The 22,929-nt window shown below is 35.5% G+C and carries 25 protein-coding genes; 9 read left to right on the forward strand and 16 right to left on the reverse strand.

Features of this window, described 5'->3' with window-relative positions; genetic code table 11:
- Positions 1 to 2: 2 nt before the first annotated feature.
- Genes AC3EA5_RS09260 through AC3EA5_RS09270 form a run of 3 tightly spaced genes read right to left on the reverse strand, consistent with a single transcriptional unit; the run spans position 3 to position 1,852 of the window.
- Positions 3 to 767 carry an alpha/beta fold hydrolase gene (locus AC3EA5_RS09260; RefSeq protein WP_488608064.1) on the reverse strand — a complete coding sequence of 255 codons (765 nt, stop codon included), beginning with the start codon at positions 765 to 767 and terminating at the stop codon, positions 3 to 5.
- Between the two features lie 15 nt (positions 768 to 782).
- Entirely contained in the window at positions 783 to 1,340 is a 558-nt protein-coding gene (locus AC3EA5_RS09265) for a GrpB family protein (RefSeq protein ID WP_488608065.1), read from the reverse strand.
- Between the two features lie 26 nt (positions 1,341 to 1,366).
- The gene (locus tag AC3EA5_RS09270) at positions 1,367 to 1,852 is read right to left on the reverse strand and encodes a hypothetical protein (RefSeq protein ID WP_488608066.1); all 486 of its coding nucleotides are present in this window, start codon (positions 1,850 to 1,852) and stop codon (positions 1,367 to 1,369) included.
- Positions 1,853 to 2,009: 157 nt separating this feature from the next.
- Here AC3EA5_RS09270 and AC3EA5_RS09275 point away from each other — a divergent pair, with 157 nt between their 5' ends.
- Entirely contained in the window at positions 2,010 to 2,195 is a 186-nt protein-coding gene (locus tag AC3EA5_RS09275) for a hypothetical protein (RefSeq protein ID WP_394188914.1), read from the forward strand.
- A 75-nt stretch (positions 2,196 to 2,270) separates the two neighbouring features.
- Here AC3EA5_RS09275 and AC3EA5_RS09280 read toward each other — a convergent pair whose 3' ends face one another.
- Positions 2,271 to 3,053: a SurA N-terminal domain-containing protein gene (locus AC3EA5_RS09280; RefSeq protein WP_488608067.1), complete on the reverse strand. Its 783-nt coding sequence runs from the start codon at positions 3,051 to 3,053 to the stop codon at positions 2,271 to 2,273.
- A gap of 217 nt (positions 3,054 to 3,270) precedes the next feature.
- Between AC3EA5_RS09280 and AC3EA5_RS09285 the strand changes: the two genes are divergently transcribed.
- A complete protein-coding gene (locus tag AC3EA5_RS09285; RefSeq protein WP_488608068.1) occupies positions 3,271 to 3,978 on the forward strand; it encodes a gamma-glutamyl-gamma-aminobutyrate hydrolase family protein in 708 nt (235 codons plus the stop codon).
- A 77-nt stretch (positions 3,979 to 4,055) separates the two neighbouring features.
- The gene (locus tag AC3EA5_RS09290; RefSeq protein ID WP_488608069.1) at positions 4,056 to 5,048 is read left to right on the forward strand and encodes a M23 family metallopeptidase; all 993 of its coding nucleotides are present in this window, start codon (positions 4,056 to 4,058) and stop codon (positions 5,046 to 5,048) included.
- A 58-nt stretch (positions 5,049 to 5,106) separates the two neighbouring features.
- On the opposite strand, the gene AC3EA5_RS09295 is transcribed toward AC3EA5_RS09290, so the two are convergent.
- Both AC3EA5_RS09295 and AC3EA5_RS09300 read right to left on the reverse strand, forming a co-directional pair.
- Positions 5,107 to 6,204 carry a threonine aldolase family protein gene (locus tag AC3EA5_RS09295; RefSeq protein ID WP_488608070.1) on the reverse strand — a complete coding sequence of 366 codons (1,098 nt, stop codon included), beginning with the start codon at positions 6,202 to 6,204 and terminating at the stop codon, positions 5,107 to 5,109.
- Between the two features lie 59 nt (positions 6,205 to 6,263).
- Complete coding sequence (locus tag AC3EA5_RS09300) at positions 6,264 to 7,538, reverse strand: MDR family MFS transporter (protein WP_488608071.1); 1,275 nt, start codon at positions 7,536 to 7,538, stop codon at positions 6,264 to 6,266.
- Positions 7,539 to 7,638: 100 nt separating this feature from the next.
- On the opposite strand from AC3EA5_RS09300, the gene AC3EA5_RS09305 reads away from it, so the two are divergent.
- Positions 7,639 to 9,294 carry an ABC transporter substrate-binding protein gene (locus AC3EA5_RS09305; RefSeq protein WP_488608072.1) on the forward strand — a complete coding sequence of 552 codons (1,656 nt, stop codon included), beginning with the start codon at positions 7,639 to 7,641 and terminating at the stop codon, positions 9,292 to 9,294.
- Positions 9,295 to 9,380: 86 nt separating this feature from the next.
- Here AC3EA5_RS09305 and AC3EA5_RS09310 read toward each other — a convergent pair whose 3' ends face one another.
- Positions 9,381 to 11,030, reverse strand: coding sequence for a methyl-accepting chemotaxis protein (locus AC3EA5_RS09310; RefSeq protein WP_488608073.1), 1,650 nt, complete (start codon positions 11,028 to 11,030; stop codon positions 9,381 to 9,383).
- Between the two features lie 17 nt (positions 11,031 to 11,047).
- Positions 11,048 to 12,034 carry a BMP family lipoprotein gene (locus AC3EA5_RS09315; RefSeq protein ID WP_488608074.1) on the reverse strand — a complete coding sequence of 329 codons (987 nt, stop codon included), beginning with the start codon at positions 12,032 to 12,034 and terminating at the stop codon, positions 11,048 to 11,050.
- A 166-nt stretch (positions 12,035 to 12,200) separates the two neighbouring features.
- Between AC3EA5_RS09315 and AC3EA5_RS09320 the strand changes: the two genes are divergently transcribed.
- A complete protein-coding gene (locus AC3EA5_RS09320; protein WP_488608075.1) occupies positions 12,201 to 13,355 on the forward strand; it encodes a phosphatidylglycerol lysyltransferase domain-containing protein in 1,155 nt (384 codons plus the stop codon).
- A gap of 62 nt (positions 13,356 to 13,417) precedes the next feature.
- Here AC3EA5_RS09320 and AC3EA5_RS09325 read toward each other — a convergent pair whose 3' ends face one another.
- From AC3EA5_RS09325 to AC3EA5_RS09340, 4 genes are all read right to left on the reverse strand, one after another.
- Complete coding sequence (locus tag AC3EA5_RS09325) at positions 13,418 to 13,738, reverse strand: hypothetical protein (protein ID WP_488608076.1); 321 nt, start codon at positions 13,736 to 13,738, stop codon at positions 13,418 to 13,420.
- Between the two features lie 205 nt (positions 13,739 to 13,943).
- Positions 13,944 to 14,483 (reverse strand): P-loop nucleotide/nucleoside kinase family protein, encoded by a 540-nt coding sequence (locus AC3EA5_RS09330; RefSeq protein ID WP_488608077.1) that lies wholly within the window; start codon positions 14,481 to 14,483, stop codon positions 13,944 to 13,946.
- A 103-nt stretch (positions 14,484 to 14,586) separates the two neighbouring features.
- Positions 14,587 to 15,405, reverse strand: coding sequence for an SDR family NAD(P)-dependent oxidoreductase (locus AC3EA5_RS09335; protein WP_488608078.1), 819 nt, complete (start codon positions 15,403 to 15,405; stop codon positions 14,587 to 14,589).
- A 131-nt stretch (positions 15,406 to 15,536) separates the two neighbouring features.
- Positions 15,537 to 15,710 (reverse strand): hypothetical protein, encoded by a 174-nt coding sequence (locus AC3EA5_RS09340; RefSeq protein WP_488608079.1) that lies wholly within the window; start codon positions 15,708 to 15,710, stop codon positions 15,537 to 15,539.
- Positions 15,711 to 15,818: 108 nt separating this feature from the next.
- Between AC3EA5_RS09340 and AC3EA5_RS09345 the strand changes: the two genes are divergently transcribed.
- The gene (locus AC3EA5_RS09345) at positions 15,819 to 16,637 is read left to right on the forward strand and encodes a protein-glutamine gamma-glutamyltransferase (RefSeq protein ID WP_488608080.1); all 819 of its coding nucleotides are present in this window, start codon (positions 15,819 to 15,821) and stop codon (positions 16,635 to 16,637) included.
- Between the two features lie 176 nt (positions 16,638 to 16,813).
- Here AC3EA5_RS09345 and AC3EA5_RS09350 read toward each other — a convergent pair whose 3' ends face one another.
- Together AC3EA5_RS09350 and AC3EA5_RS09355 are read right to left on the reverse strand one after the other, a co-directional pair.
- On the reverse strand, positions 16,814 to 17,296 hold the full coding sequence (locus AC3EA5_RS09350) for a DinB family protein (protein ID WP_488608081.1): 483 nt from the start codon (positions 17,294 to 17,296) through the stop codon (positions 16,814 to 16,816).
- A gap of 46 nt (positions 17,297 to 17,342) precedes the next feature.
- Complete coding sequence (locus AC3EA5_RS09355) at positions 17,343 to 18,080, reverse strand: alpha/beta fold hydrolase (RefSeq protein ID WP_488608082.1); 738 nt, start codon at positions 18,078 to 18,080, stop codon at positions 17,343 to 17,345.
- Between the two features lie 364 nt (positions 18,081 to 18,444).
- On the opposite strand from AC3EA5_RS09355, the gene AC3EA5_RS09360 reads away from it, so the two are divergent.
- The 3 genes from AC3EA5_RS09360 (at position 18,445) to AC3EA5_RS09370 (ending at position 20,455) form a co-directional block, all read left to right on the forward strand.
- Entirely contained in the window at positions 18,445 to 18,582 is a 138-nt protein-coding gene (locus tag AC3EA5_RS09360; RefSeq protein ID WP_488608083.1) for a hypothetical protein, read from the forward strand.
- Positions 18,583 to 18,676: 94 nt separating this feature from the next.
- Positions 18,677 to 19,774 carry a DUF3626 domain-containing protein gene (locus tag AC3EA5_RS09365; protein WP_488608211.1) on the forward strand — a complete coding sequence of 366 codons (1,098 nt, stop codon included), beginning with the start codon at positions 18,677 to 18,679 and terminating at the stop codon, positions 19,772 to 19,774.
- 237 nt (positions 19,775 to 20,011) lie between these two features.
- Complete coding sequence (locus tag AC3EA5_RS09370) at positions 20,012 to 20,455, forward strand: GNAT family N-acetyltransferase (protein ID WP_488608084.1); 444 nt, start codon at positions 20,012 to 20,014, stop codon at positions 20,453 to 20,455.
- 305 nt (positions 20,456 to 20,760) lie between these two features.
- Here AC3EA5_RS09370 and AC3EA5_RS09375 read toward each other — a convergent pair whose 3' ends face one another.
- Positions 20,761 to 21,996, reverse strand: coding sequence for an MFS transporter (locus tag AC3EA5_RS09375; protein ID WP_488608085.1), 1,236 nt, complete (start codon positions 21,994 to 21,996; stop codon positions 20,761 to 20,763).
- Positions 21,997 to 22,655: 659 nt separating this feature from the next.
- Positions 22,656 to 22,916 (reverse strand): hypothetical protein, encoded by a 261-nt coding sequence (locus AC3EA5_RS09380; protein ID WP_488608086.1) that lies wholly within the window; start codon positions 22,914 to 22,916, stop codon positions 22,656 to 22,658.
- Positions 22,917 to 22,929 lie beyond the last annotated feature (13 nt).

Genomic DNA, 22,929 nt, shown 5'->3' on the forward strand with positions numbered 1-22,929 from the left:
TTCTAATTAACTTGTAAATTTGCAACTCTCCTTAACCAATTCTCAACAAATATACTGAAAAGCTCTTTTTGTTCCACGTGCAAATTATGGCTTGCATTATCAAGAACACAAAACGTAGCTTTAGGATAATTCTCTATTAGACTGAAGGCGTCTTTATATCCGACTGAAGAGTCCTGTCTACCCGTCAGAATACAGACCGGCTTATTAAAAAAAGATTCGCCGATTTCTAAATGAAACTCTTGTGCTTGTGTGATTAGATTTTCTAAAAAAAGAAAATTGGTGTTCTGCATAGCTTCTTTCGCTTCTTCTTGAATTTCACTTTCGATTTCCTGGTTGGTCGTCACTATATTGATACGATCAGTTACATCTTTCTCAATAGTTGCTTCACTGAATTTATGTGATATTAACGGATACAATAAGAAAAGACCATTAACTCTCTCTTTGAAAACATCAACTAAATACCTTGCTATAAAACCGCCAAATGAAGCGCCAACAATTAAAAACTCTTTTTCTCTCGTAACCGATTGAACAAATGATTTGATACCATCCAATAAATCTTCGATGTCTATTGTTCCAGATAATTTAGTCTTTCCGACGCCAGGATGGTCTACATAAATTCTTTGCCAATTCTCATCACTTTTAAAAAATGGTTCAAAATTTTTCTTCATAATGGAGAGATCATTGGCAAAACCACTTAAGAAAAGGATTGGTATCCCCTCACCAATGGTCTCATAATAAAATTGAATTTTATTTATTTCGTAGTACATTGCAAACCTCCCAAGTCATTTTGAAGAAGTGGATTTTTCAAATGGCAAACAATAAGTAGTTAACGTCATCTCTAAAATCGATGCTACAAACTCGGTTTTACCTTCTGTATATTCTTCTCTTGTGTTAACGGTGGCTGCCAAGGATTTTTTGAGGACCTCATACGCTTTGGCTTCGTCCGGATGTTGTCGCAAATAATCTCTAAATGCCAAATGCCTTTTTAATTCTTTGCTATCTAATGAGCATACATATAGATGGTGTGGAGGTTTATTTATGTTTAATAATTCATTACCATTAATCTTAAAGACTTCTCGTCCTTCAATTCCTTGATTACCTTGATAGATATAGCCCATTTTTTCTAATCTGGCACATACTTGTGGGAATAGGCTAACATCATTGATGACAATATCTATATCTAAAATAGGTTTGGCAGAAATCCCTTCGATTGACGTGCTTCCCACATGCTCAACTGCAACGATCAAACTGTCCAGTTCAATGATAAATTCATTTTTTAATTCAGTAAATTGTTGCGCCCATATTGCATTATGTGGCTGCAGATCGCCAACATTAGTCATACTTCTTAACCTCCGGTGTGACAACATTATTCATAACCACCATTAACTGCTGGAAGCTTCTTATATTCTTCTTTTTGGGTAATAATTTTTCGAATAAATTCCTCAAGTTGATATAGCTTGAGTACATCAGGTGGTGTTTCACAATAACTTTGGTAACTAAATTTCTTTGTCTCGCCATTCATATGGATTTCCCAAACTGACAGACTTGACGGTTCAACGTGACAACCTTCTTCATTTTTTAATTCTAGTTCTTTCATAATATTTAAATTCATCATTTCGTTGTAGATGTCATTCATGTCTTGTTCACTCAGAGTTAAACTTGCTTGAACGGTTCCATCTTTGACTAAATCTTTTACGATAAAATTCTTAAATGTATTGATTTCTCCATTGCCATTTACGCCATATTTTAGACTGAAATCAAAATCGGCAGGCATTTCTTTATGTGTATTGTTAAATTCATTTGAACAACCTCCCAAAAGCATGATAATAAGAACAATCCTTCTTAAATTCAATCGCAATCACCTCATATCATTAGACGATAATACATGTATTTGGTTACATTTCCAATAATATCAATATACTCATTGTTTTTACATATAAAATGGCATACATTATTCGCATGAATTAACTCATGATAAGGAGGATTCGAAATTTGAAAGGAGAGTTTTCATGAAAAAAGATTATCAAAATGGAGTCAATAATAAGACGGTTTCATTTACTGATTTCACATTACGTTCTAGAAAAAGAACTCCTTCACAAAGAGAAGAAATTTCTATGGAATTAGCTGAGTTAGGGAATTTAAATCCAAAGCATGAGCCTATGACGCAAAACCAACGTAAGAAAAGAGAACAATGATAAACTCTCCCCTATTTTGAATCACAAAAAAGACACCTTCCATTGCGGAAGGTGTCTTTCCAAAATAACCGATGATTAAATTTTTACATCAATTTCAGCATCAGCTTTTATTTCTTCTACATGTGCAGCGAACTTTTCTTGTTGTTGTTGCTGTTCCAAGACTCCTTTGATTTCTTTACTTGCTTCTTCAAGAGGAGGTAGTTCTTGACCCGCTTCTTTAGATTGAGCTGCTGCTTGATCGTAATAGGCTTTAATTTCTTCATCAGTCACTTCAGCCGCAGGTACTACTTTGTTTTGATATTTTTCAAAAACGATGGATTGGGCGATTTGCTCTTTTAATGTTCCTAATTCCATGTTCTGTTCTTTAAGTGCTTTTGTCATGGCTTCTTCTCCACCAAATTGCTCTTCAAATGTTGCATAACGCTCTTCAACTTCTTTTTCAGAAGCTGTTATTTTAGCTTCTTCTGCTTTTTGAAGAATTAACGTTTGATTCACAAGTGAATCTATCGTTTGCGTTTTTAATTGCTCTGCTGCTTCTTTGCTATTAGGATCTTGACCCATTTGTTGCATTTGACCTTGAATCGAAGCCAATGCTTCGTTATATTGTGCACCAGTAAGTTCTTCTTTATTAACGATCGCTACGATTTCTTTTTCATCAACTTGCTGTTTAGCTAAGTTGGCTTCCATTTCTTTTGCTGCAGCTTTTGCATCCTGTTCAGATGGGGCTTTTGTTTCTTCTTGCGCTAATTCTTCTTTAGGTGATTCTTCTTTAGCTGATTTATCTTCTTCACTGCAAGCTGTTAATCCAAGTGCCAGAGCACCTGCAGCTAAAGGAAGTAAGTATTTTTTATAATTCATGGATGAAAATCTCCTTTCAAATCTAACGCATGTATTTAATGCCTAGCCTGCATCTTAACGAAATTATGAAAGGAATTAAACCAATAAGCCCTTATGTCATTGAATTGACATGTTCCTGTTATCTTATTATCGACATATTTACTTTCTCATTTTTTACATATACATGAGAGAATTTATACATAAAATGAACGACCTTAGCTTGAAAGGACGATTCATTTTGAAACCTACTATTGGCGTATCAACAAATTTAAAGGATCACGTGCTATCTGTTTCAACAGACTATCTTGATGCTATTACTTCGTTTGGCGGTTTACCAATTGTGTTGCCCAATCTAAACGATGAGGATGTTCAGTCTATCGCACTTTTATTGGATGGATTACTTTTAACTGGTGGCGGTGATGTCGACCCTACTTTATTTTTCGAAGAACCAATTCCACATCTGGGCAATGTCTCTCCGGAAAGAGACAACTTTGAAATTGCCCTAACTCAAGCAATGTTACAACTGAATAAACCCATTTTAGGAATTTGCAGAGGAATTCAAATTCTTAACATTGCGGCAGGAGGAAATATTTATCAAGATATATATTCTCAATTTGATAAACCACTTTTACAACATACTCAATTGGCTCCTCGCCATCACGCTTCGCATTTTATTCAAATCGAAAAAGCAACTTTGCTTCATGGTATTTTACAAAGCGATTTGGCAAAAGTGAATAGTTTTCACCATCAAGCAGTTAAAAAAATTCCTAAAGCTTTTGAAATTTGTGCAATTGCCAATGATGGATTAATTGAAGCGCTTGAGAGCAAAGAACATGATTTTGTTTTAGGTATTCAATGGCATCCTGAAGGCATGTTCAAAAAGAATGATTTTTCGTCCGTGGCCATATTTCAAGCATTTATTAAAGCTTGTCAAAAAAAAGAATAGCCAATTTCATAATTCATTCATGAAAATATCTTTCCTGGGAAAACTACAAGACATCACGACCTTTGGAGGGATACGGATTGAATCGATGGCTTCGATTAACTACACTTAGTGCCTGTTTCTTACTACTTTCCTCTGGTGCATATGCGTATGAACAGCAACCCACGAGAGAACAAGTGTTGGAAAAGCGAATGGCCTATTATATAAATTACTCGAGCGACATTTTGCCATGGTATTATTTAGCCGCAATTGATCAGTATGAACGGAATATCCAAGAAGTACGGAGAGATCTACCAAAGCGAGACGGAATTGTCGCCATGCAATTTTCAGATGACTACTGGGTAGGTCCACTTAATCCACAAAGAGATGATAATTACTCCCTGTCCATCGCTTTTTTTAATGGGAATGGTGTGGACGCTAATGGTGATGGGCTAGCAGACCGGAAGAACGATGACGATGTGATGGGGACGCTTGTCGAGTTATTGAATGTACAAGGACATAGCGAAAAGGACTTTAAAAAAGCCGTTAAGAATTACTATCAGAATGATTTGGCTGTTAATCAAATCCTGACAACAGCGAAGATTTATCAGCATTTTGAAACAATCAACTTAGATCAGCATGCATTCCCGCTTCCACTTAGACAAGATTATAGCTATCGAAGTACTTGGGGAGATCGTCGTGGATGGGGTGGCAGAAGAATTCATGAAGGTACAGACTTGTTTGCTTCCTATGGAATGCCTGTTAAATCCACCACATATGGCATGATTGAAACGATGGGTTGGAATGAATATGGTGGCTGGCGAGTTGGCATACGAGATGTAAATAATACCTATCATTATTACGCTCATTTATCGAGTTTTAACAAAAAAGTCAAACAGGGCGACATTATTGAACCAGGCACGATTATAGGATATGTAGGCAGTTCAGGGTACGGGAAAAAATGGACTTCTGGTCGCTTTCCACCGCATCTGCATTACGGTATGTATAAATTTAATGGTCGTACAGAATGGGCTTATGATCCCTTCCCTGCATTAAGAAGATGGGAACAGGAAGAACGTAAAAGAGGGAATTAATAATGAAAAATAAAACCTCCTAGTACCTAAAAAGGAACTGGGAGGTTAATTCATGTCATCAATTTTTAATTTTCTTCATCTGTACGTTCAGCTTGCCAAAAACAGAGTTCAGCTGATCCTCAGTAATGCTTTCATACTGATCACCAAGACTCGCTTCAAAATAACAAGAGTGATCACTTGTTTCTCTTACATAACCCGAGATACCAACCTTGGAAAATTCCATAATTTCTTTTAAGACATGTTCCATCTCTTCTTTTGAAGCATCAAAATGTACATGAAACATGTTTGAAACAGGTATGGCAGGGATTGTTGTCACCGCATGACAGGAATTAAATCGGTTAGCTAAATCTTTAGCATCACGGTAATATTGGTCCATTTTGTCTACACGTTGATCTAAATAAGTATCCGCCGAAATGATATATGGATAGAGACTTATTAAATTCCCACCATAACGTTGCTTCCACACCTTCGATTCCTGTGTGAAATCATTGTCACCTGCAAGCACCGCCCCTGCGATACCTCCGATTCCTTTATAAACAGAGATGTAGACACTGTCAAACAAACCACAAACTTCAGCAGCTGATTTTTGGTAATACGGAAGAATTTCCAGTAAACGTGCACCATCTAAATGCAGCTGTATCCCTTTTTCACGACAATACTTCGATATTTCTACTAGCGTTTCAAAGTCAGGTAATTGCCCTCCAATTTCTCGTTGAGGTAATTCCAGCAATAAACAGGCGATGTTTTCTTCCATATTCATTACGTCTTCTAAGGTGATCACTCTGGTCTTATCTGCTAACAGAACAGTCTCAATATGATGCAGTTCTTTCAAGCCATCTGCTTCATGAATCTCTAAATGACAGAGAGGATGATAAGCGACTTTCTTCACATTTTTACGGTCACACCAAATGCGTAAAGCGATTTGCTGAGCCATCGTACCACTCGGGAAAAATACGGCAGATTCCTTACCTAAAAGAGCAGCCATTTTATTCTGGAAATCCTCAATAATTTTCCCGCTTCCGTAAATGTCACTCTCTAGATTTCCATCAACTTGGTGAAATGCTTCTTTAAGAACTTTCACATTTCGCTTACCATGTCCGGCCATTTGAATATTGGACTCTTTAAAAGCTTTGAATAATGCTTTACTACTACTCATTGTGTGATCGCTCCTCTATACACGCATTTGTTTATTAAATTAAATATATAGGAGTTTGATTATTTAATAAACATCTTCGTTGATGCAGTCAAAATAGCTTTTTTATTTATTAACGGCTGGGAGCTCTTCACAAATAACCCGGTGTAGACGAGAAAAATACCAATCATTAAGATGACTCCGATATAAACCGACATCATCGTTGGTATTAAGAATGCACCAATTATGATTGTAGATCTTGCGATTAAGTCAGCTCCTGAAAAGGACAGATTTGAAAATGCAGAATATGACCCTCTCTTATCAGTTGGCATCATGTTGGCCTGCTCAGCATTTCGAATCGGTGAATAAATTAACTCACCAATTGTCGCGATAAAACCAAAAATAATTAACAGATACCACGAATTTGCCGACGTAATCGTTACATAACCGATTCCATAAATAATAAGTCCAGCTAACATCATTTTTTGTTTATTAAATCGATCTGTAAATTTGGTAATAAAAAAGGTTAAACAGACAACGAGTAGCATATTTTCGATATTTAAAATACTCAACATACGTACTCCACCAATGTCAAAATCACCAATAGTGACGGTCTTAAAAGATTCTGCCAGTCGAACACCAATATAACTATTTAAAGAAAATTCCGCTGCAAAGATGAACATCGATCCAACAACAACTTTAACGAATGGTCGATCTTGAAAAGCAACTTTATAATTTTGAATTAAATCGATAAATACGTTTTGGTGTTGCTTTTCTAAACGATTTGTATGTTCATCAATAAGCCAGATTTTATATGAGATTGGAAGAATCGCAGAAGTAACACTTAGCAAAACAAATAACTCAATTTGATGATTTACATACAGTAAGCCACCTAATGCAGCACCGATTGCCATCGACAAATTGATCATCCAATAATCAATGGCATATACAGCCTTTCGATTTTCAGGCGTAGTGGAATCGATAATAATGGCATGCATTGCTGGTCTACCTAGACTACTTGTAATGACAAACCCTACATACGCAATGGCAAATAACCAAATGACATTATTTTCAGGAATTAAGCTAATCGTCATCAGTAAAAACATCACTGCACTTAACGAAGAGGTAGATAATAAAACCTTCTTTCGTGGAAATCGATCGGATATATATCCACCAATTAAATTAATAAAAAAACTTATGATGACAGTAAATACTAAAAACAATCCAGCCCACACCTTACTCATTTCTAGAGCAAAGAACAATGCCATAAATGGCATAACTGCTGACGATACTGCGCGGTTAAAAAAAGAAGTGATTAAACGAACTTTAATATTTTGTGGATAGTCTTTCCAATTCATGTTGCATACCTCCTCTGTCTTTTGTATATTAAACTAGACTCAAGTTCCTAAAAATAGACAATTAGTATAAAAATGTCCACTTATGCAAAAGGAGGTTAAGATGGATCATTATCTTTTAACATTATGGAATGTTGTTGACTCAGGTGAAATTAAACAGAAGGAAATTGCGGAGGTTCTTCAATTAAGTTCTAAACAAACAACTCGCTACATCCAAAAATGGGTTACTCAAGGCTGGCTAACCTTTACACCTGGTAAAGGTCGCGGAAATGTATCGAGACTGCAATGGTTGAAGGATGTAGAAGAAGTATTAGAAGAACAGCTTATGAAGTTGATTGAAATTGAACCCATTGAAACGAGCAGTAAATATCTTTTATTCGATTGGTCAAAAGACAGTAAACTTCGCTTAATGAATAAATTCAGTTCAAGACTAGGATACGTCCAAAGTGCAAATGAAATAGACAAGCTCATTATTCCAAGACGTTATCCCCTACTCACCATGCACCCTTTAAAGGCTGCGGAAGTACATAGCGCAAATATGGTGGCGAATGTTTTTAATCGATTAGTCACGGTCGATGATCAAGGCGTCATCTATCCGGAACTAGCTCACAGTTGGGATGAATCCAAAACAAAGTTAAGACTTTACTTAAAAAAAGATGTTAAATTTCATGATGGTTCGATTTTATTAGCCGAAGATGTTGTTGATTGTTTAGAAAAGCTTCGCAAGGACGCTCATTTTAAGGAGCTGTGGCAACCTATTCAAGAAATTAAGGTTATTGCTCCATTAGTAATAGATATTTGTTTTCCGGATGGTTGTAGCTATGCCCTACAAATGATTGGAACATTGAATGCGAGTATTTATAAAGAAAGTAAAGGTCAGCTTTTTGGAACAGGCGCATTTTACGCTGAAAATAGTCATGATTTAAAAACGACTTTATTTGCATTTAAAGATTATTTTCAAGAAAGACCCTTACTAGATGAAGTGGAATTTGTGCAAGTACCTAAAGATTTCGATATCGTATACCGCTCTTCTACCCAAGAGGATGTAAAAGATACATTTGAAGTGGAAAGTGATTCAGGGTTTGGCGTTGTCATCATGAATACTTTCCGAAACACTGACATTCAACGAAAAGAAGTAAGAGATTACATCCATTTTGTGATTTCAAAGCACCGCCATGATATTGGCCGTGTATCTTCTCGAGCATTGCCAAACCATAAAAGCTGTCTGTTTGGACAGGACCAACACTATGTTGTTTCTCAAGTAGACCGTCCTAAGTTTACTGGAACACTTATTATGAAACTCGTCGGTTACACAGAAAACACAACTCAATGGCTAAAAGAAATATTTGAGTCTGAAGGGATCCCCGTTGAAATAAAATGGATATCATTCGCAGATACCATAACTAATAGCGAAAAGAACCAACAAGTGGATTTGTTCATTCATGGCGAAGTTTTTGAGTTGAATCAAAACTTTTCTTTTTACCACTTTTTAAAAAATGGCTACTCACCGTTAGCGAAAATATTTAAAACAAATAATACATTGACTAATTATATGAATGAATATGCCCATACCCCATTCCATGAATGGACCGCATTAAATTTAAAGGTTGAAAGAGCCTTACTAGAATCATCGATTATGATTCCTCTTTATTATGAAAAACGTCAAATCCCATTTTCAGCAGATTTAATGAACATTACTATTAAGCATTTCGGCTATGTAGACTTTTCTAAATTGTGGGTACGTCCGGAGATTACATAATTTGTAGCAACAATGATGAAGAATAAAAAAATGCGTCTATTAAGTTTCCTTGAACAGGATTCACTTAATAGACGCATTTTTATTATTTAAACTGTAAATTTTGAGACTCTCAGTTGTAAATCTTCTGCTAGGTTAGCCAATGATACGGCAGCGGCACTCACTTCTTCCATAGAGGCAAGTTGTTCTTCAGAGGCCGATGCCACCGATGAAGAACTATCTGATGTATGAATAGAGATGGTAGACATATCGTTTGCTTGAGTGGTCACAGCTGTGACCTTCATCATGATTTCGTTCGTAATAGATGATATGTTGACGACTTGTTCTTTCACATCTTCTACTGAAGACAAAATATCATTAAATGTTGTTTCTGTATGATGCGTAATTTCTAGTCCTGTACGAACTCGATCTTTTACATCGGTAATCGATGCGACGGTTGTTACTGTATCTTTCTCAATTTCATTAGTAATGTCTGAGATGTCAGACACGGCTACTCTAGTTTGTTCAGATAACTTTCTAACTTCTCCCGCAACAACTGCAAACCCTTTACCCGCTTCTCCTGCACGAGCTGCTTCAATCGCTGCATTTAAAGCTAATAAATTCGTTTGTTCTGCTATATCAGTAATTAATTTTAGTACATTACCAATCTCTTTTGAACGATTGTTTAATATGACAAGAGCACGATCAGTGCCTTCTACTGATTCATTGATTAAGTTCATTTGAGAAACAGTTTGCTGGACAAATTCTGTCCCTTGTTTCGTTTTTTCATTCGTAGTTACTGTCACATTCATTGCTAACAGAGCTTTTTCTGCAATTTGAGCTACTCCCCTAGAACTTTCTTCTGCTAATTTCGAAGATTCGTTAGACATATTAGTTTGCTTTTCAGCCCCTTCAGAAACCTGTTGAATAGCCGAAGAGATTAACTCAGAACCTTTCATGGTTTCATCAGCACTAGCCATTAGTTCTTCAGCTGAAGCAGCAACTTGACTTGAACTTTCTGAAACGTGAGAAATTACTTCACGAAGGTTGACTGTCATTACATCAAATGCTTTTTGAAGGGAAGCAATTTCGTCTCGCGTATTTACTTTGATTGGTTGTACGGTTAAATTTCCATCAGCGATTTCTTCAGCATTCTTTGTGATTCTACTAATAGGTCTAACAATTCGATTTGTTAAAATGATAGTTAACAATATACTGCCGACTAATAGAATTAGTATAGCCACAATTGAAAACGTAACAATTCCATCAATTTTTGTTTGAAGTCCTTCTTGCATTTTTTGATACTGAAGACTGATACTGTCTTTCAGTTTTATTACATCATTGATTAGACCTTTTGTACGTAATGACTGCCGCTTAATTTCTGGTTGATTTTGTTCTTCGACTGCGCTAGAAGCTACTTGTAATACATCCTCATACTTTAGCGAAATTTTTTCAGCTAACTTTAGTTGGTCTTTTTCCTGTAATTCCAAAGCAAGTGCATCGTATATTTGTTTCGTCTTTTCTAAATCCATCTCTATATCGTTTCGATTACCCTCAGAAATATTCAATGAGTAAGCATTCAATGATTTTTGCAAACTTTTGGATGAACTATTTAACTCTTCAACTTGAACAAGCATTTTCACGATTTCTTCGGTAGAAGATTTGAGTGATTTTAATTGGACAATGTTATAGCCAATAATTCCAGTTGACAAAAGCAATGGAATAATCGAAATAAGTAATATTTTTTGTTTCAGTTTCATTCATTTCATCTCTCTTCTTACTTTAATATTGTGACTGATTCATTTATGATTTCTTCTTTCAAATCTTCAAGTACTTGTAACTCAGTTGATGAAAGTTCGATCACTCGAATTGGTGCAATATCAACACCATTTTCTTTCAATCCCAATACCACTTCTTTATTAGAAAGCTCACCATTCTCGGCTAAACTTTTCACAGCATTAAAGATGGCAACGTCTACTTTTTTCAACATAGAAGAAACAACTGCTTGTTCAGCTAAATAAAACTGATCGCTATCTACTCCAAAAGAATAAATGGACGATTTCTGTGCCTCTTGAATAACGCCTACACCTGTAAAACCTGCTGCCGGGTAGATATAATCCGCACTTTGGCTAATCATCTCTTTTGCAATGGTTGCACCAAGTTTATCGTCACCAAAGTTCTCAGCATAATTTGAAATGATGGTTGCTTCAGCATTAACTGACTTAACACCTTCGATAAAACCTGTCTCGAACTTCTGGATTAGTGGCACCTTAGCACCCCCAACAAATCCAACAACATTGCTTTCCGTCTTCATACCAGCAATAGCCCCTAGCAGGTATGATGCTTCCTCTTCTTTAAAAGTGACATTGAAAACATTAGGTAAATCTGATTTTGCATCTATTAACAAAAATGTACTGTCTGGATATTTACTAGCTATTTCCTCTACAGCTTCTTGCATAGAGAAACCTAAGCCAATAATTAAATCGTTTTCTTGTTTAACTAGTTCTTCGAGTCCAACTTCATAAGTTTTAGTATCTTTAATTTCAAGATAATCAAATTCAATGTTTAACTCATCACGAGCTTTTTCTAACCCAGCAAATCCTAAATCCGAAAAAGACTGATCGCCTAATCCAGCATCTGAGAGCATAATTCCAACTTGTAATTTTTTATTGTCTAAACCTGACTCACTTGTTGTTGAATTTGAGCAAGCAGAAAGAATAAATAGTAAAAATAATACCGATAAACCATTAAGGTGTTTCTTCATAAAATCATTCCTAACCATATTTTTTGTTTCGCTTATTTATTAACGGTTACATTCCAAAATTATTAATAATCTTAATCATATTCGAAATTGTAAGTTTTCAGTAAGTTAAAGATAGTGATTTCCTTCTAGAATACATTCCTTCTGTATGCTATCTTTATAAAGTTCCATGGTACAAGGAGGAATTGAACTGAAACTTGAAATTGTCTCATTATATTTAATTTATTTTTCGTTACTAACCGTCATAATTTACGCATTTTATTTAAATAAAAAATCTTCTAAAGAGTTTACTCCCAATAAGATTGAAGAGTTTAATGATCGTTTGCTTCAAACATTTTTGATGACACACGGAGGGAACCATATTTCTCACCTTATTTTTTTAAAAGACAAACAGCTCTTCTGGTCAAATGACAGAAAAGTGGTGATTGCTTATAAAATAAACTTTCATCGAGCGATTGTTTTAGGAGATCCAATTGGAGAAAGTTCATCATTCCAAGAGGCAATCAGTGAATTTTTCATGGATTGTAAGAGAAAAGGCTTAAAGCCTCTTTTCTACCAAATAAGTCCATCACATATGCATCTATACCAAGAGAATGGCTATCGCTTGATGAAAATGGGTGAAGAAGGAAAAGTTACCCTTCCTACTTTTTCTCTTGAAGGTAAACAAGGTGCGAAATTCAGAACAACATCCAATAAATTTTCTCGACTCGGATATACATTTCGTGTTGTAAAACCTCCCTATTCAGATGCATTTCTTGAAGAACTAACAGTCGTTTCGAATTCTTGGCTAGGTACTCAAGAAGAGAAAAGTTTTTCCGTTGTATCGTTTAGTAAGGAATATGTAGAACGCTTTCCTGTTGCACTGCTTTATGATTCGAATGGACAGACAGTGGCATTTGTAACGTTAGCATCTGATCATAGAAAGACCTTAATAATCGACCTCATGAGAAAAATTCCAAATTCCGAAAACGGAACAATGGATGTCTTATTTATTCATATCATGAGGTGGGCAAAGAATCATGATTACCAAAGCTGCAGTTTAGGTATGGCTCCTTTAGCGAATGTAGGAAATTCAAAGGATTCTTTATTCAGTGAGAAGATGATTCACTTACTGTCTTCCTATGGAAAGTCATCTTACAATATCAAAGGGTTGAAAGAATTCAAGAGTAAATTTGCCAGTGTGTGGGAACCAAAGTACTTGGCGTATAAAGGGTCTTTCCTTCCAATTGCACTAATACAGATCTATTTAGTCATTCATAAATCACCCGTACCTCAACCTATCTTTGTAAATAAAATTAAACTTCTCTTAAAAAGAGCTGGATAAAGCAAAAGGCATCTTAGGATTTAAAGTCCCTAAGATGCCTTTATCTATATTCAATAAAAAATTTAATTCACATCAAAACCATTAACTCTTACTTCACGATCAGGTTTTGCCGCATCTAACATTAAGAATATGGCTGTTAGAGTATGCATAATCATTCCCACAAATGGAATCCACGCAATACAAGAAGTCACAATTCCAAGGATACTCCCTGTGGTTGATCCCTCATCTTTTTTTGTTAAAACGAGTGTAACAATATGCAACGCAAGCATAATCGCTAAAGGGACCCATAAAAATCCGATTACGATTGTTGCCCCTAAAATCGGAATCGCTAAAACTGCTTCCATTCCTCCAGTAACCCATTTCAAAATTCTTGAAACTGACATTCTCAACATCCCCATCCACTTAATTGTCATTTGTATAATTCTTATTTACTATATCACTTCTAGAATGTACTGAATATATGATACGGTAAATTCGAACAAAAACAGCTTTATTATGATATGTATATGCAGGGGTATACATCTGAAAATGACAGAACAGAATTTACTCTTATGCTCGATTGAAAACCTAAAATAGTTTATAGATGTTTCAATAAGAATTTGACTTAGTCATTAAATAGTTAAGAACATCATCTATATAATTTTCTATAGGCATACTTGAATCCACTCTCAAACACTCATGTCCCACGGGTTTTTTGCTATTATTCACCCATTCATTAAAAGCTTCTTCGGAGGCTATGTTTTCAATTTGACTCACCATTCGTTCTCTATTCGCAAGTCTGAATATAATTTCTTTACTGTCGTTTAAATAACATTCAATATATTTATACTCTACCTTGTATTTTTCAGTAAGACGTACACCTTTTTCAACCATTTCCGTGTAAAAACAAGGACTATCTAAAATTACGCTTTGTCCTTGAGACAAATAGAAATCGACTAATGACCAATCAATATCATATGATATTTTCCCTGTCATTTGATGGTCGATTGAGTTGCCATTCAACGAATTTAATAAGGCTGATTTTACAACATCATGATCGACTATTACGGCATCCATAAGTTTAGCTATTTGTTTAGCAAGAGTCGATTTCCCCGCTCCAGGAAAACCAGACATTTGAAGAAAAAACATCATTACACTTCCTTATTGTCATGTTAAGTCAACTTTTACAATCTGTCTTTTCTATTAGAAATTAATCCTTTTTCAACTCCTGCTATAGTGTACAGAAAACTGATTATCCTCCAAATGGCAAAGGTTGAGTTCCATCTACATCAGTAAAACCATATTTTCTCGCTAGATCAGCCACCATTATTGTATCGCCTGAAACCTTTGATACCGTGGAGTCTGTTGCCAATGCCACAACTGCACGACCTACATAAGCTGTTGTTTCCGTTGTTCCATCCTCTGGTCCAAAACCTGAATCTGCCACTCTTTCTGTCCTCATCCAACCTGGGCAAACAGCGACGGTTGAAACGTTGAAGTCCTTTAATTCCTTTGCCATCCCTAGGGTCATTCGACTGATAGCATTCATAGCTAAATCATAATATAAATTACCCGAAATCTGATTCTTGATAAAAAATGTGATATTTACAATTAACCCTCTATGGTGATGCTTCATCAAAGGTACAGCGTATCGAGTAGTCAGCAAATAAGCTTGCGGTCCAGCAACCATCATAGCATCCCAATGCTCCACTGGTCGTTCCCAAAAATGTCGTCCTTCTCCTGACGGTAGAGAACTTTCAGAGCCACCAAATACACTATTTACTAAAATATCAATCCGACCATGTTCTCTTTCAATTTGATCGAACAGGTTTCTCACGTCATTGTCGCTTGTATGGTCACATCGTATGGCGATGCCTTTACCTCCTCGTATAGTGACGCCATCGGCAGTTTCCTCAATGGTTTCTGATCGATTATCGGTTGTAGCTCCCTTTATACTCCTACCTGTCACATATACGGTCGCCCCTGCACTGCCTAGTTCGAAGGCAATCCCTCTACCCGCTCCACGGGATGCACCTGTAACAACAGCAATCTTCCCTTGTAATGGTTTCAAATGTTCCTAACTCCCTTATCTATCTCAATTTTAAATACAATAAAATTTCACATTTTTGTTCATACATTTTGGTATTAATACTTGTCACACTAATGGCGCTTTAGTTCAATAAGAAAAAGAACCACGGTAGTTTAAGTAAGAAACATTGAAATAGATGTAGCAAATAGAAACAATACTAAAAGAAAGGTAACTAATGCCTTTCTTATTTCTTCTTCGTTTTCAGCTTTCTTAACCTTCTTTTTATAATCAATCCAACTAATAAACGTTACAATCGAAACTATGATTACATATGGAAGTTCTTCCAAGTGAATCCCCCTTTTATTTCCAATATTTCACTCAAGGATCACACATTAATATGATTCTTGAATATGCTAGGTAAGAATGAAATACTCGGATTTAGAAAGGGGTATATTATGATTCAACTAGCGGGGATGCCCTTTCAACAAGGTGACCTGTGGTCGCCTGGTAGTATCGAACGGATGATTTTCCAACGAATGATTGAAGATACAGTCGTTTACTCGTATCAATCCATAGGTGAATTATCTTTTGAACTTAAGTTGCGAAAAAATATACTATTAAGTGCAAGAGCTATGAATCAAAGCAATGTGAGGTTTGAAAGTTTTTCAAAATCTTTTTGTAATCCTCAATACTGGCATTTGACGAAGTCCGGCGGATTTTTGCTGCTGAATGGGGAAAAACCATCAGACGCGATTCAGGATATCTACACGAACAGTTCACAATATGCGTTCGAATGTGCAACTGCAATTCTCATTATTTATTACCACGCAGTCCTAAACGTTTTAGGTGAATCTTTATTTAACCAATTCTTTCAAAACATCTATTTGTATGGCTGGCATGCTGATCCTGACCTTGGAATAAATGCAACTTATACAACCCATCTTCTGCCTGGAGATGTTGTCTATTTTAATAATCCGGACTTTGATCCACGAACCCCTTATTGGAGAGGAGAAAATGCTGTTGTTCTTGGAGATGATTCGTTCTTTGGACATGGATTAGGAATCATGACAGCTGAACAAATGATAAATGCGCTGAATCAAGTGAGAAAGCCAGGAGCAAATCAATCCACATATCTGACAAATAAAATTGGAAGACCTTCTTTTACCTATTTGGCGAAACTTTCGATATCGCAACTTGGTTATTCGGTTCATAAATACCAACAAATCGTCCATCATAACGAAAGTTCGATTCCAATTGATCGATATGTGTTCTAGTTGTAATTCACCAAACTTTTAACACGATTACTCTTCCTAATTCAAGTACTGTTCGACTCTTTACAAGAGAGATATAACCATCCTCCATTTAAACTAGGAACATTTCGCACAATTAAACTGCCTCTTTAATTCAATAAGAAAAATGCTTTACTCCATTCTTGAAGTAAAACTACATCTTAGTTGAATAAGTTATGCTGTGATCTATTTACAAGCACTTGTTTCATGCTTTTAATTATCCCCATATGTAGATTTTCATGATTAATATGAAAAATAAGCATTTCACCTAATGTTCCCATACCTAAGAACGGCTCTTTAAGTGGGTCTTCAAGATGTCCTTTACATGCTTGTTCAATAAGTATAGGTTGTTCTTCCAGTCGCTTTAATATCTCATCCATTGAAGGCGGTTGTTCTACCCAATGTTCGGGTTCAGAACCACTCGGAAAAAGGAAGTGATAAGATAGAGGCATTTGTCTCTTCTCATTAACGGCTGGAAACATCGTATTATCCCACCCTACTAAGATATGACCAGCATTCCATCTGATACTGTTATTATGACCTGGTGGAATTTTGTCTATGACATCTTCCGGAATTGTAAGAAGAAACTCCACAGTCCATTTACGCCATAATTTCATTTGCTCAAATAAATGTTCTTCTTTCATACTTCTTTCTCTCCTTTAACTACTTAGTTAAGTCTATAAGAAAGCTCTAAACTTTAAGAATTTCCATCATTTTAATAATAGCTTTTATAACAGGTTGAGGATGATCAATGTGGATAGCGTGTCCAGCTTCTTTAACAATAAGATGAGTACTATTTGACGAAAGATTAGCGAGTTCTCTTTGGAATTCGATCCAAACAGTCATTGATTCAGTTGTATGATGTAACTGTGTCCCCCCTGTCATAACGATAAGTGGCATGTTTCCAAGACTTGTACCCCTTACTTGTTCCAGACTTTCCTCAAATTCACTTAGAGAAGCTTCGACTGTGAACTGTCCTAAATATTCTTCTTGAATTTTCTTATTGAAAAACGAAATCATTTTTTTATTTTGATCTTCATGAACCGAGTCTAAAAGGATTACTCCCACTACCTCTTCTGGGTATTTGCTTGCATATAGTCTTACATTTAGTCCTCCGAATGAATGTCCTATTAATACATATGGTGGTTTTATATCTAGTTTTTGCAGCAGACCTCTAAGGTTCTCTATAATTTGATTACTATGTTTTGGTTTATTGCTTTTCTCACTTTTACCCACACCGTCTCTGTCATACATAAAGACATTTGCAAACTTCGAAACTTCATCCCTGATTGGATTCCAATTGTTTAAATCCCAACCATACCCAGATTCAAACACAATCGTTAGTTTATCGTTAGAATTTTCAATATGTTCATAGTAAAGGTCTGTCCCATTAATACTTACCTTATCTCCAATAATATTTGTTTTCATTGTTTCCTCCATAAGTTTAGTTCTACATCTTGGCAATTTCTTTGGTGTTACACTAACCTAACCCGTTAGCCACCAATCTCAATTCATCTACATATAAGATTACCATATATTTGATATATCCCCATTTAATTATTAGGCTCTGTTATGGAGAAGGTTGATTAATCGTTAATGAATATGGGAAATGAATATCTCAATTTAATTTCTCGATGGATATTTATGTTAAAATTAATAATAGATTTTGAAAGTGTTCACTTAAACTAACGTAAGCAGGTTAGTTGAAGAAGAAGGTTTTTAGAATAGTGTTGAATGAGTTAATAAATGTACATTATTGAACAAAAGGCAGATATTTTAGGAGGGATTCTATTTGAGTGATAAATCTTTTAATTTAATCAAGGCAATTTGTTTAATTGTCATTGCATGTTCAAGTGTATTTATCGCAATTGAACTTGGTGAAATCAAAGATAATCTATGGAATATAGTTATGGTTTTAGGAAATAAATAATATTTTATTTTGTACTAACGAAGCAGTTTAGTTGGACATGAAGGAAATTGAATTAATTATGATCAATATAATTAAAGGAGAGACTCATCTGCTCATGGAATTAACAAGGTCACAACTATTTGCTTTAGAGCATTTTTCAAAGTATGCAAGGAACCATAAACATGAATCTAAAGCCACAATTAATCACATACTAAAAATGTCTAATATCTCGGATAAGCTATTTGAAAATGCTGTTGTTAATTTAAAGACTTACGCAAAGATTGGCCTACATTTCCATCCAGATAGACCAGATTCGACTATGAAAAGTGTTGCTGATTCACTACTTGAGCAGGGATTATATAAAAGCCAGTTTGAAACTCTTTTATCTAATGGTAGCGTATCCGCTTACCCTGGTGGTGAACGCGACATTTGGGAGAAGAGAATTTTTGGAGGAGCATATCAACTGGAGGGCACGACCAATAACCAACGTCCTAAATATGGGGCACTAAATTTGATGTTACATCCAGATGGACCTGCTCCACGATTTGGATCATGCTATTTTGTTCTTTCCCCTGAGGCATCATATCGTTCTACTTACACGTATATGGATTCGCATCAAGACCCAAAAGAAAAGGGTACCTATGAAGAGTTTGAAATCATTTTGGCTGCACTCTTAGAAGAGGCGTTCCTAAGAGATTTTGCAATAGGTGAAAGAAATCTGACACCAGCAAGATTAATCAAACATTTGATGGTTAATCTAGAAAAGCCGTTTACAGACCTATCAAACAAAGAACCAAACCGCAATCTTAACCACTATATTGAAGCCCAAGTTCATGGAGATATTTCTCTTAAAGAAGACGTGGAAGTGCTTGTTGCAGATCCTTCATTCAAGGACACTCATGTAGGGAGAACAATAGAACAAATATGCCTTAAGTATTCCATTGATCTTTATTGGCACATGGGCTTTGTACTCATGGTAGACGAGGTTCCTGCAGATTTTAGAGGTCCATCAATGACTTCCTTGGCAAAACGCATTGCAAAAAATAATTTTATCGATGCGAACATAATTGGATCTGCTGTAATGGACTTGAAACGCAACCCAGTATCTTGGAGCGATCGTGGAACTTATAAGGAGGTACTTCAGGAATTAAAACTATTGTGGCACGTTTTAGTGAGATACGGAAAAAATGGAACTAAAAGCAGTAACATTTGAACAAGGATTTGTTGAGGCGTCTCCTTATTTTAACTATAGTAAAAAAATGAGATTGTGATGATTTGTACTTAAACTAACGAGTGCGTTGAACCAAGAAGGATTAACGCTTTTTTTGTTGAACTTATTAAACTAACGCAGCAGTTTATTTGAAGTAATTATCATATAAAATGATTAACTTTAACGGAATATTACCTAGTAGGATTATTTATTTATCATATATAAAGGGGAGAAAAAGTAATGGAAATATTTCAAGCTACAATTGAAGACTTAGAAGGAGTGTCAAATCAATTTAATCTCTATCGAATGTTTTATCAGCAAGCGTCAGATATAGAAGGTGCAAAAAAATACATAAAAAATCGTTTAGAAAATAAAGAATCTGTAATATTTGTCGTTAAAGATAACCATAGGTATGTTGGATTTACACAACTCTATCCTACATTTTCATCAATATCTATGAAAAGAACTTGGATATTAAACGACTTATATGTAGATGCAACAGCCAGAAAACAGGGAGTAGGAGAAATGCTTTTACAAAAAGCTAAAGATTATGCTGTTGAAACAGAAGCTAAAAGAATTAGTCTAAGTACAGCACCCGACAATTACGCTGCTCAAAGACTATATGAAAAAAATGGATACGTTAAGGATTCACAATTTTATCAATATGAATTAAGTCTGATATAAGAATACTAGTTCCCTTCTTCAACTCCCATGAAAGAACGTAATATTCTTTCATTATCTGTGGTGTAGATATTATTTTTGAGATACATGGATGGCTAACCGGTGCTTTTTGTAAAAAAATAGACAGAAAAAAATGAGCTTGGAGAAGTATCAAGCTCATTTTTCTATGCAAAATCAACCATTAACTTTAACATAGCCTATTATTAAAATGGTAAACTGGTAAGAGCATAAATAATTTATTTGTTAACTTAAATGTTATTCTTTTTTTTTATGCACGGCTATTTAAGCTAATGTGGCAACCATACACTTTATGTTGTTACCTCGACCTCTATTTTATTAACCCCGATAATATCAGATATTAATCCTTTCTTCCAAGATGCCAATATTAACACTGAGGAAATGATCAAAATTCCACTCAGCACAATAAAACAAGACATAATTAGACCGTTTGAAACCATTCCTGTAAAAAGAGCTAGCAGTGCGATTCTTATGAGCAAACCTGCCGATCGAAACAAACTGTCGACTCTTCCAATTAATTCGTTAGGGATTTGATCCATTAAAAATGAATTTCTTGCAACTCTTGTTCCACTATTACCAATAGCTATGAATAGCATAAGTGCTAAATAAGATGGCACATTCGCTACAACAATTAATGATATTGCAAGTGTGTATGTTAAAACTCCGTAAATCATAGTTTTTTCATTTCCTAGTTTTCTAGCAATTAAAGGGACAAAAACTCCTGCAAGAATAGCCCCTACTCCATAAACCATTCCTTGAATTCCATAGACATTTCCAGATGTTTTTAACACATCTGCTAAATAAACTGGAAACAAATAATTCGTTATCATGACGCCAATGAAAGGCATGATTGAAAATAGGAGAAATATAAACATTAAGGGTCTTTTCAGCATATATAAAAGACCAGCCGTTGCTTTATTAAAGGATTTATTAGTAGTTAGACGGCTCGTTTGAGCATATGGAATACGTAAATAAAAATAAATGGCCGCAGCATACGTTAAAACATCCATTAATAAAATCGTTTGTAATTCCCATTTTGTTAATAAAATACTTGCCAAGGCACCTGCTATTACACTAGATAGCTGCCCCTGAACTTCCATCGCTCCGTTTAATACTTTGTATTGATCAGCGTTAAAAATTTCTTGATTTAACGCGAACATGGATGGGTAAAAAATCGTGTAATATAAGGTTCCAATCATATAAATGATTATATAATGCCAAATTTCATACTCTATCCCCACAAATCCAATCATTGCAAAAATGAGCAATACGGCCAGACTGATAACCTTGCTAACTAGAAGTAATTTCTTTCGAGACATATTATCTATCAGATTACCGATAAAAGGCGTCAAGATAAAGCTTAGAATTGTTGTAGCAATCGTTACATAACCAAAAACCTCATTTCCATCTTTACTCGTTACAAGCATCCATGGAATGGCAATCATCGTTATGCCAGACCCTACTGATGAAGCAATATTGGCAAATAGTATCATTCGAAAACGTGCGTCTTGAAGAAGATTTTTCATGATGTTATTCTCCTCTTGTTCTATATAATTTTCTGTTACATTTACTGTAAATGAAAATGAATGGAATCCATTCATTCATTAGTCTAGAAAACATCTCATTCAAATGACTGATATTCAAAAAGAAAAAATCCAGCAGATTTGCTAGATTCAGGCTGTAGACAAAAGAATAATAGTTAATTTATTATGTAGAAATTCGACTTATTTTACATAAAGTGAAAGTGGCCGGCTATTTCTTTCGCTTTCCGCGGACGAAACGCAAGCCTCCTCAGCATAGCTGTCTCTGACAGCTATGCCTGTGGGGTCTAGCGTGTTTCGTTTTTCCGCAGGAGTCTTCAGAAATAGCCGACCACTTACGTCCAAATGTAAAGTCAAACTTACCAAATATGTTAATAAGAATTGAAAAATAATCAATTGTATATTTTTATATAGAGACTGAAACTGTCATTATTTCTTTTGTTGCAATATCCGTTGATTGGAATGGAGACGGCGACTCCAGCGGAATCAGCAAGAACTGAAGACCCTGGACTGAGCATCGCGAGGGAAGCGGCTGAAGTCTTGCCCGCGGAAAGCGTCCGTCGCAATGTAAATCAATATTTTCATTTGTCTATAGAAAAAATCCAGCAGATTTTTCGTCTGCTGGATTTTCATGCGTTCTCGTATTAATGAAGCGTATTGAATTTGTCTTTGCTTTGATCTAAACGTTGTTGAAGATTACGAATAGGCTCTATGTCCCCTTCTTTTTCAAGCGCATTTGCCACCGAACGTTCGGCATGTTCAATCATATCTTGTAGATGTAAAAGGGCACGTTCTGATGGATTGGTAAGAGCCTGCCCGACAGCCATTGTCACATTATCCACTGAGTTGTTCAATCGAGTGATTACCGAGTCATCTTTCCAACTTACTTTTGTATGGTCTTCCATAGCCAAGTCCTCC

The sequence above is a fragment of the Paenisporosarcina sp. genome (genome assembly GCF_057785155.1).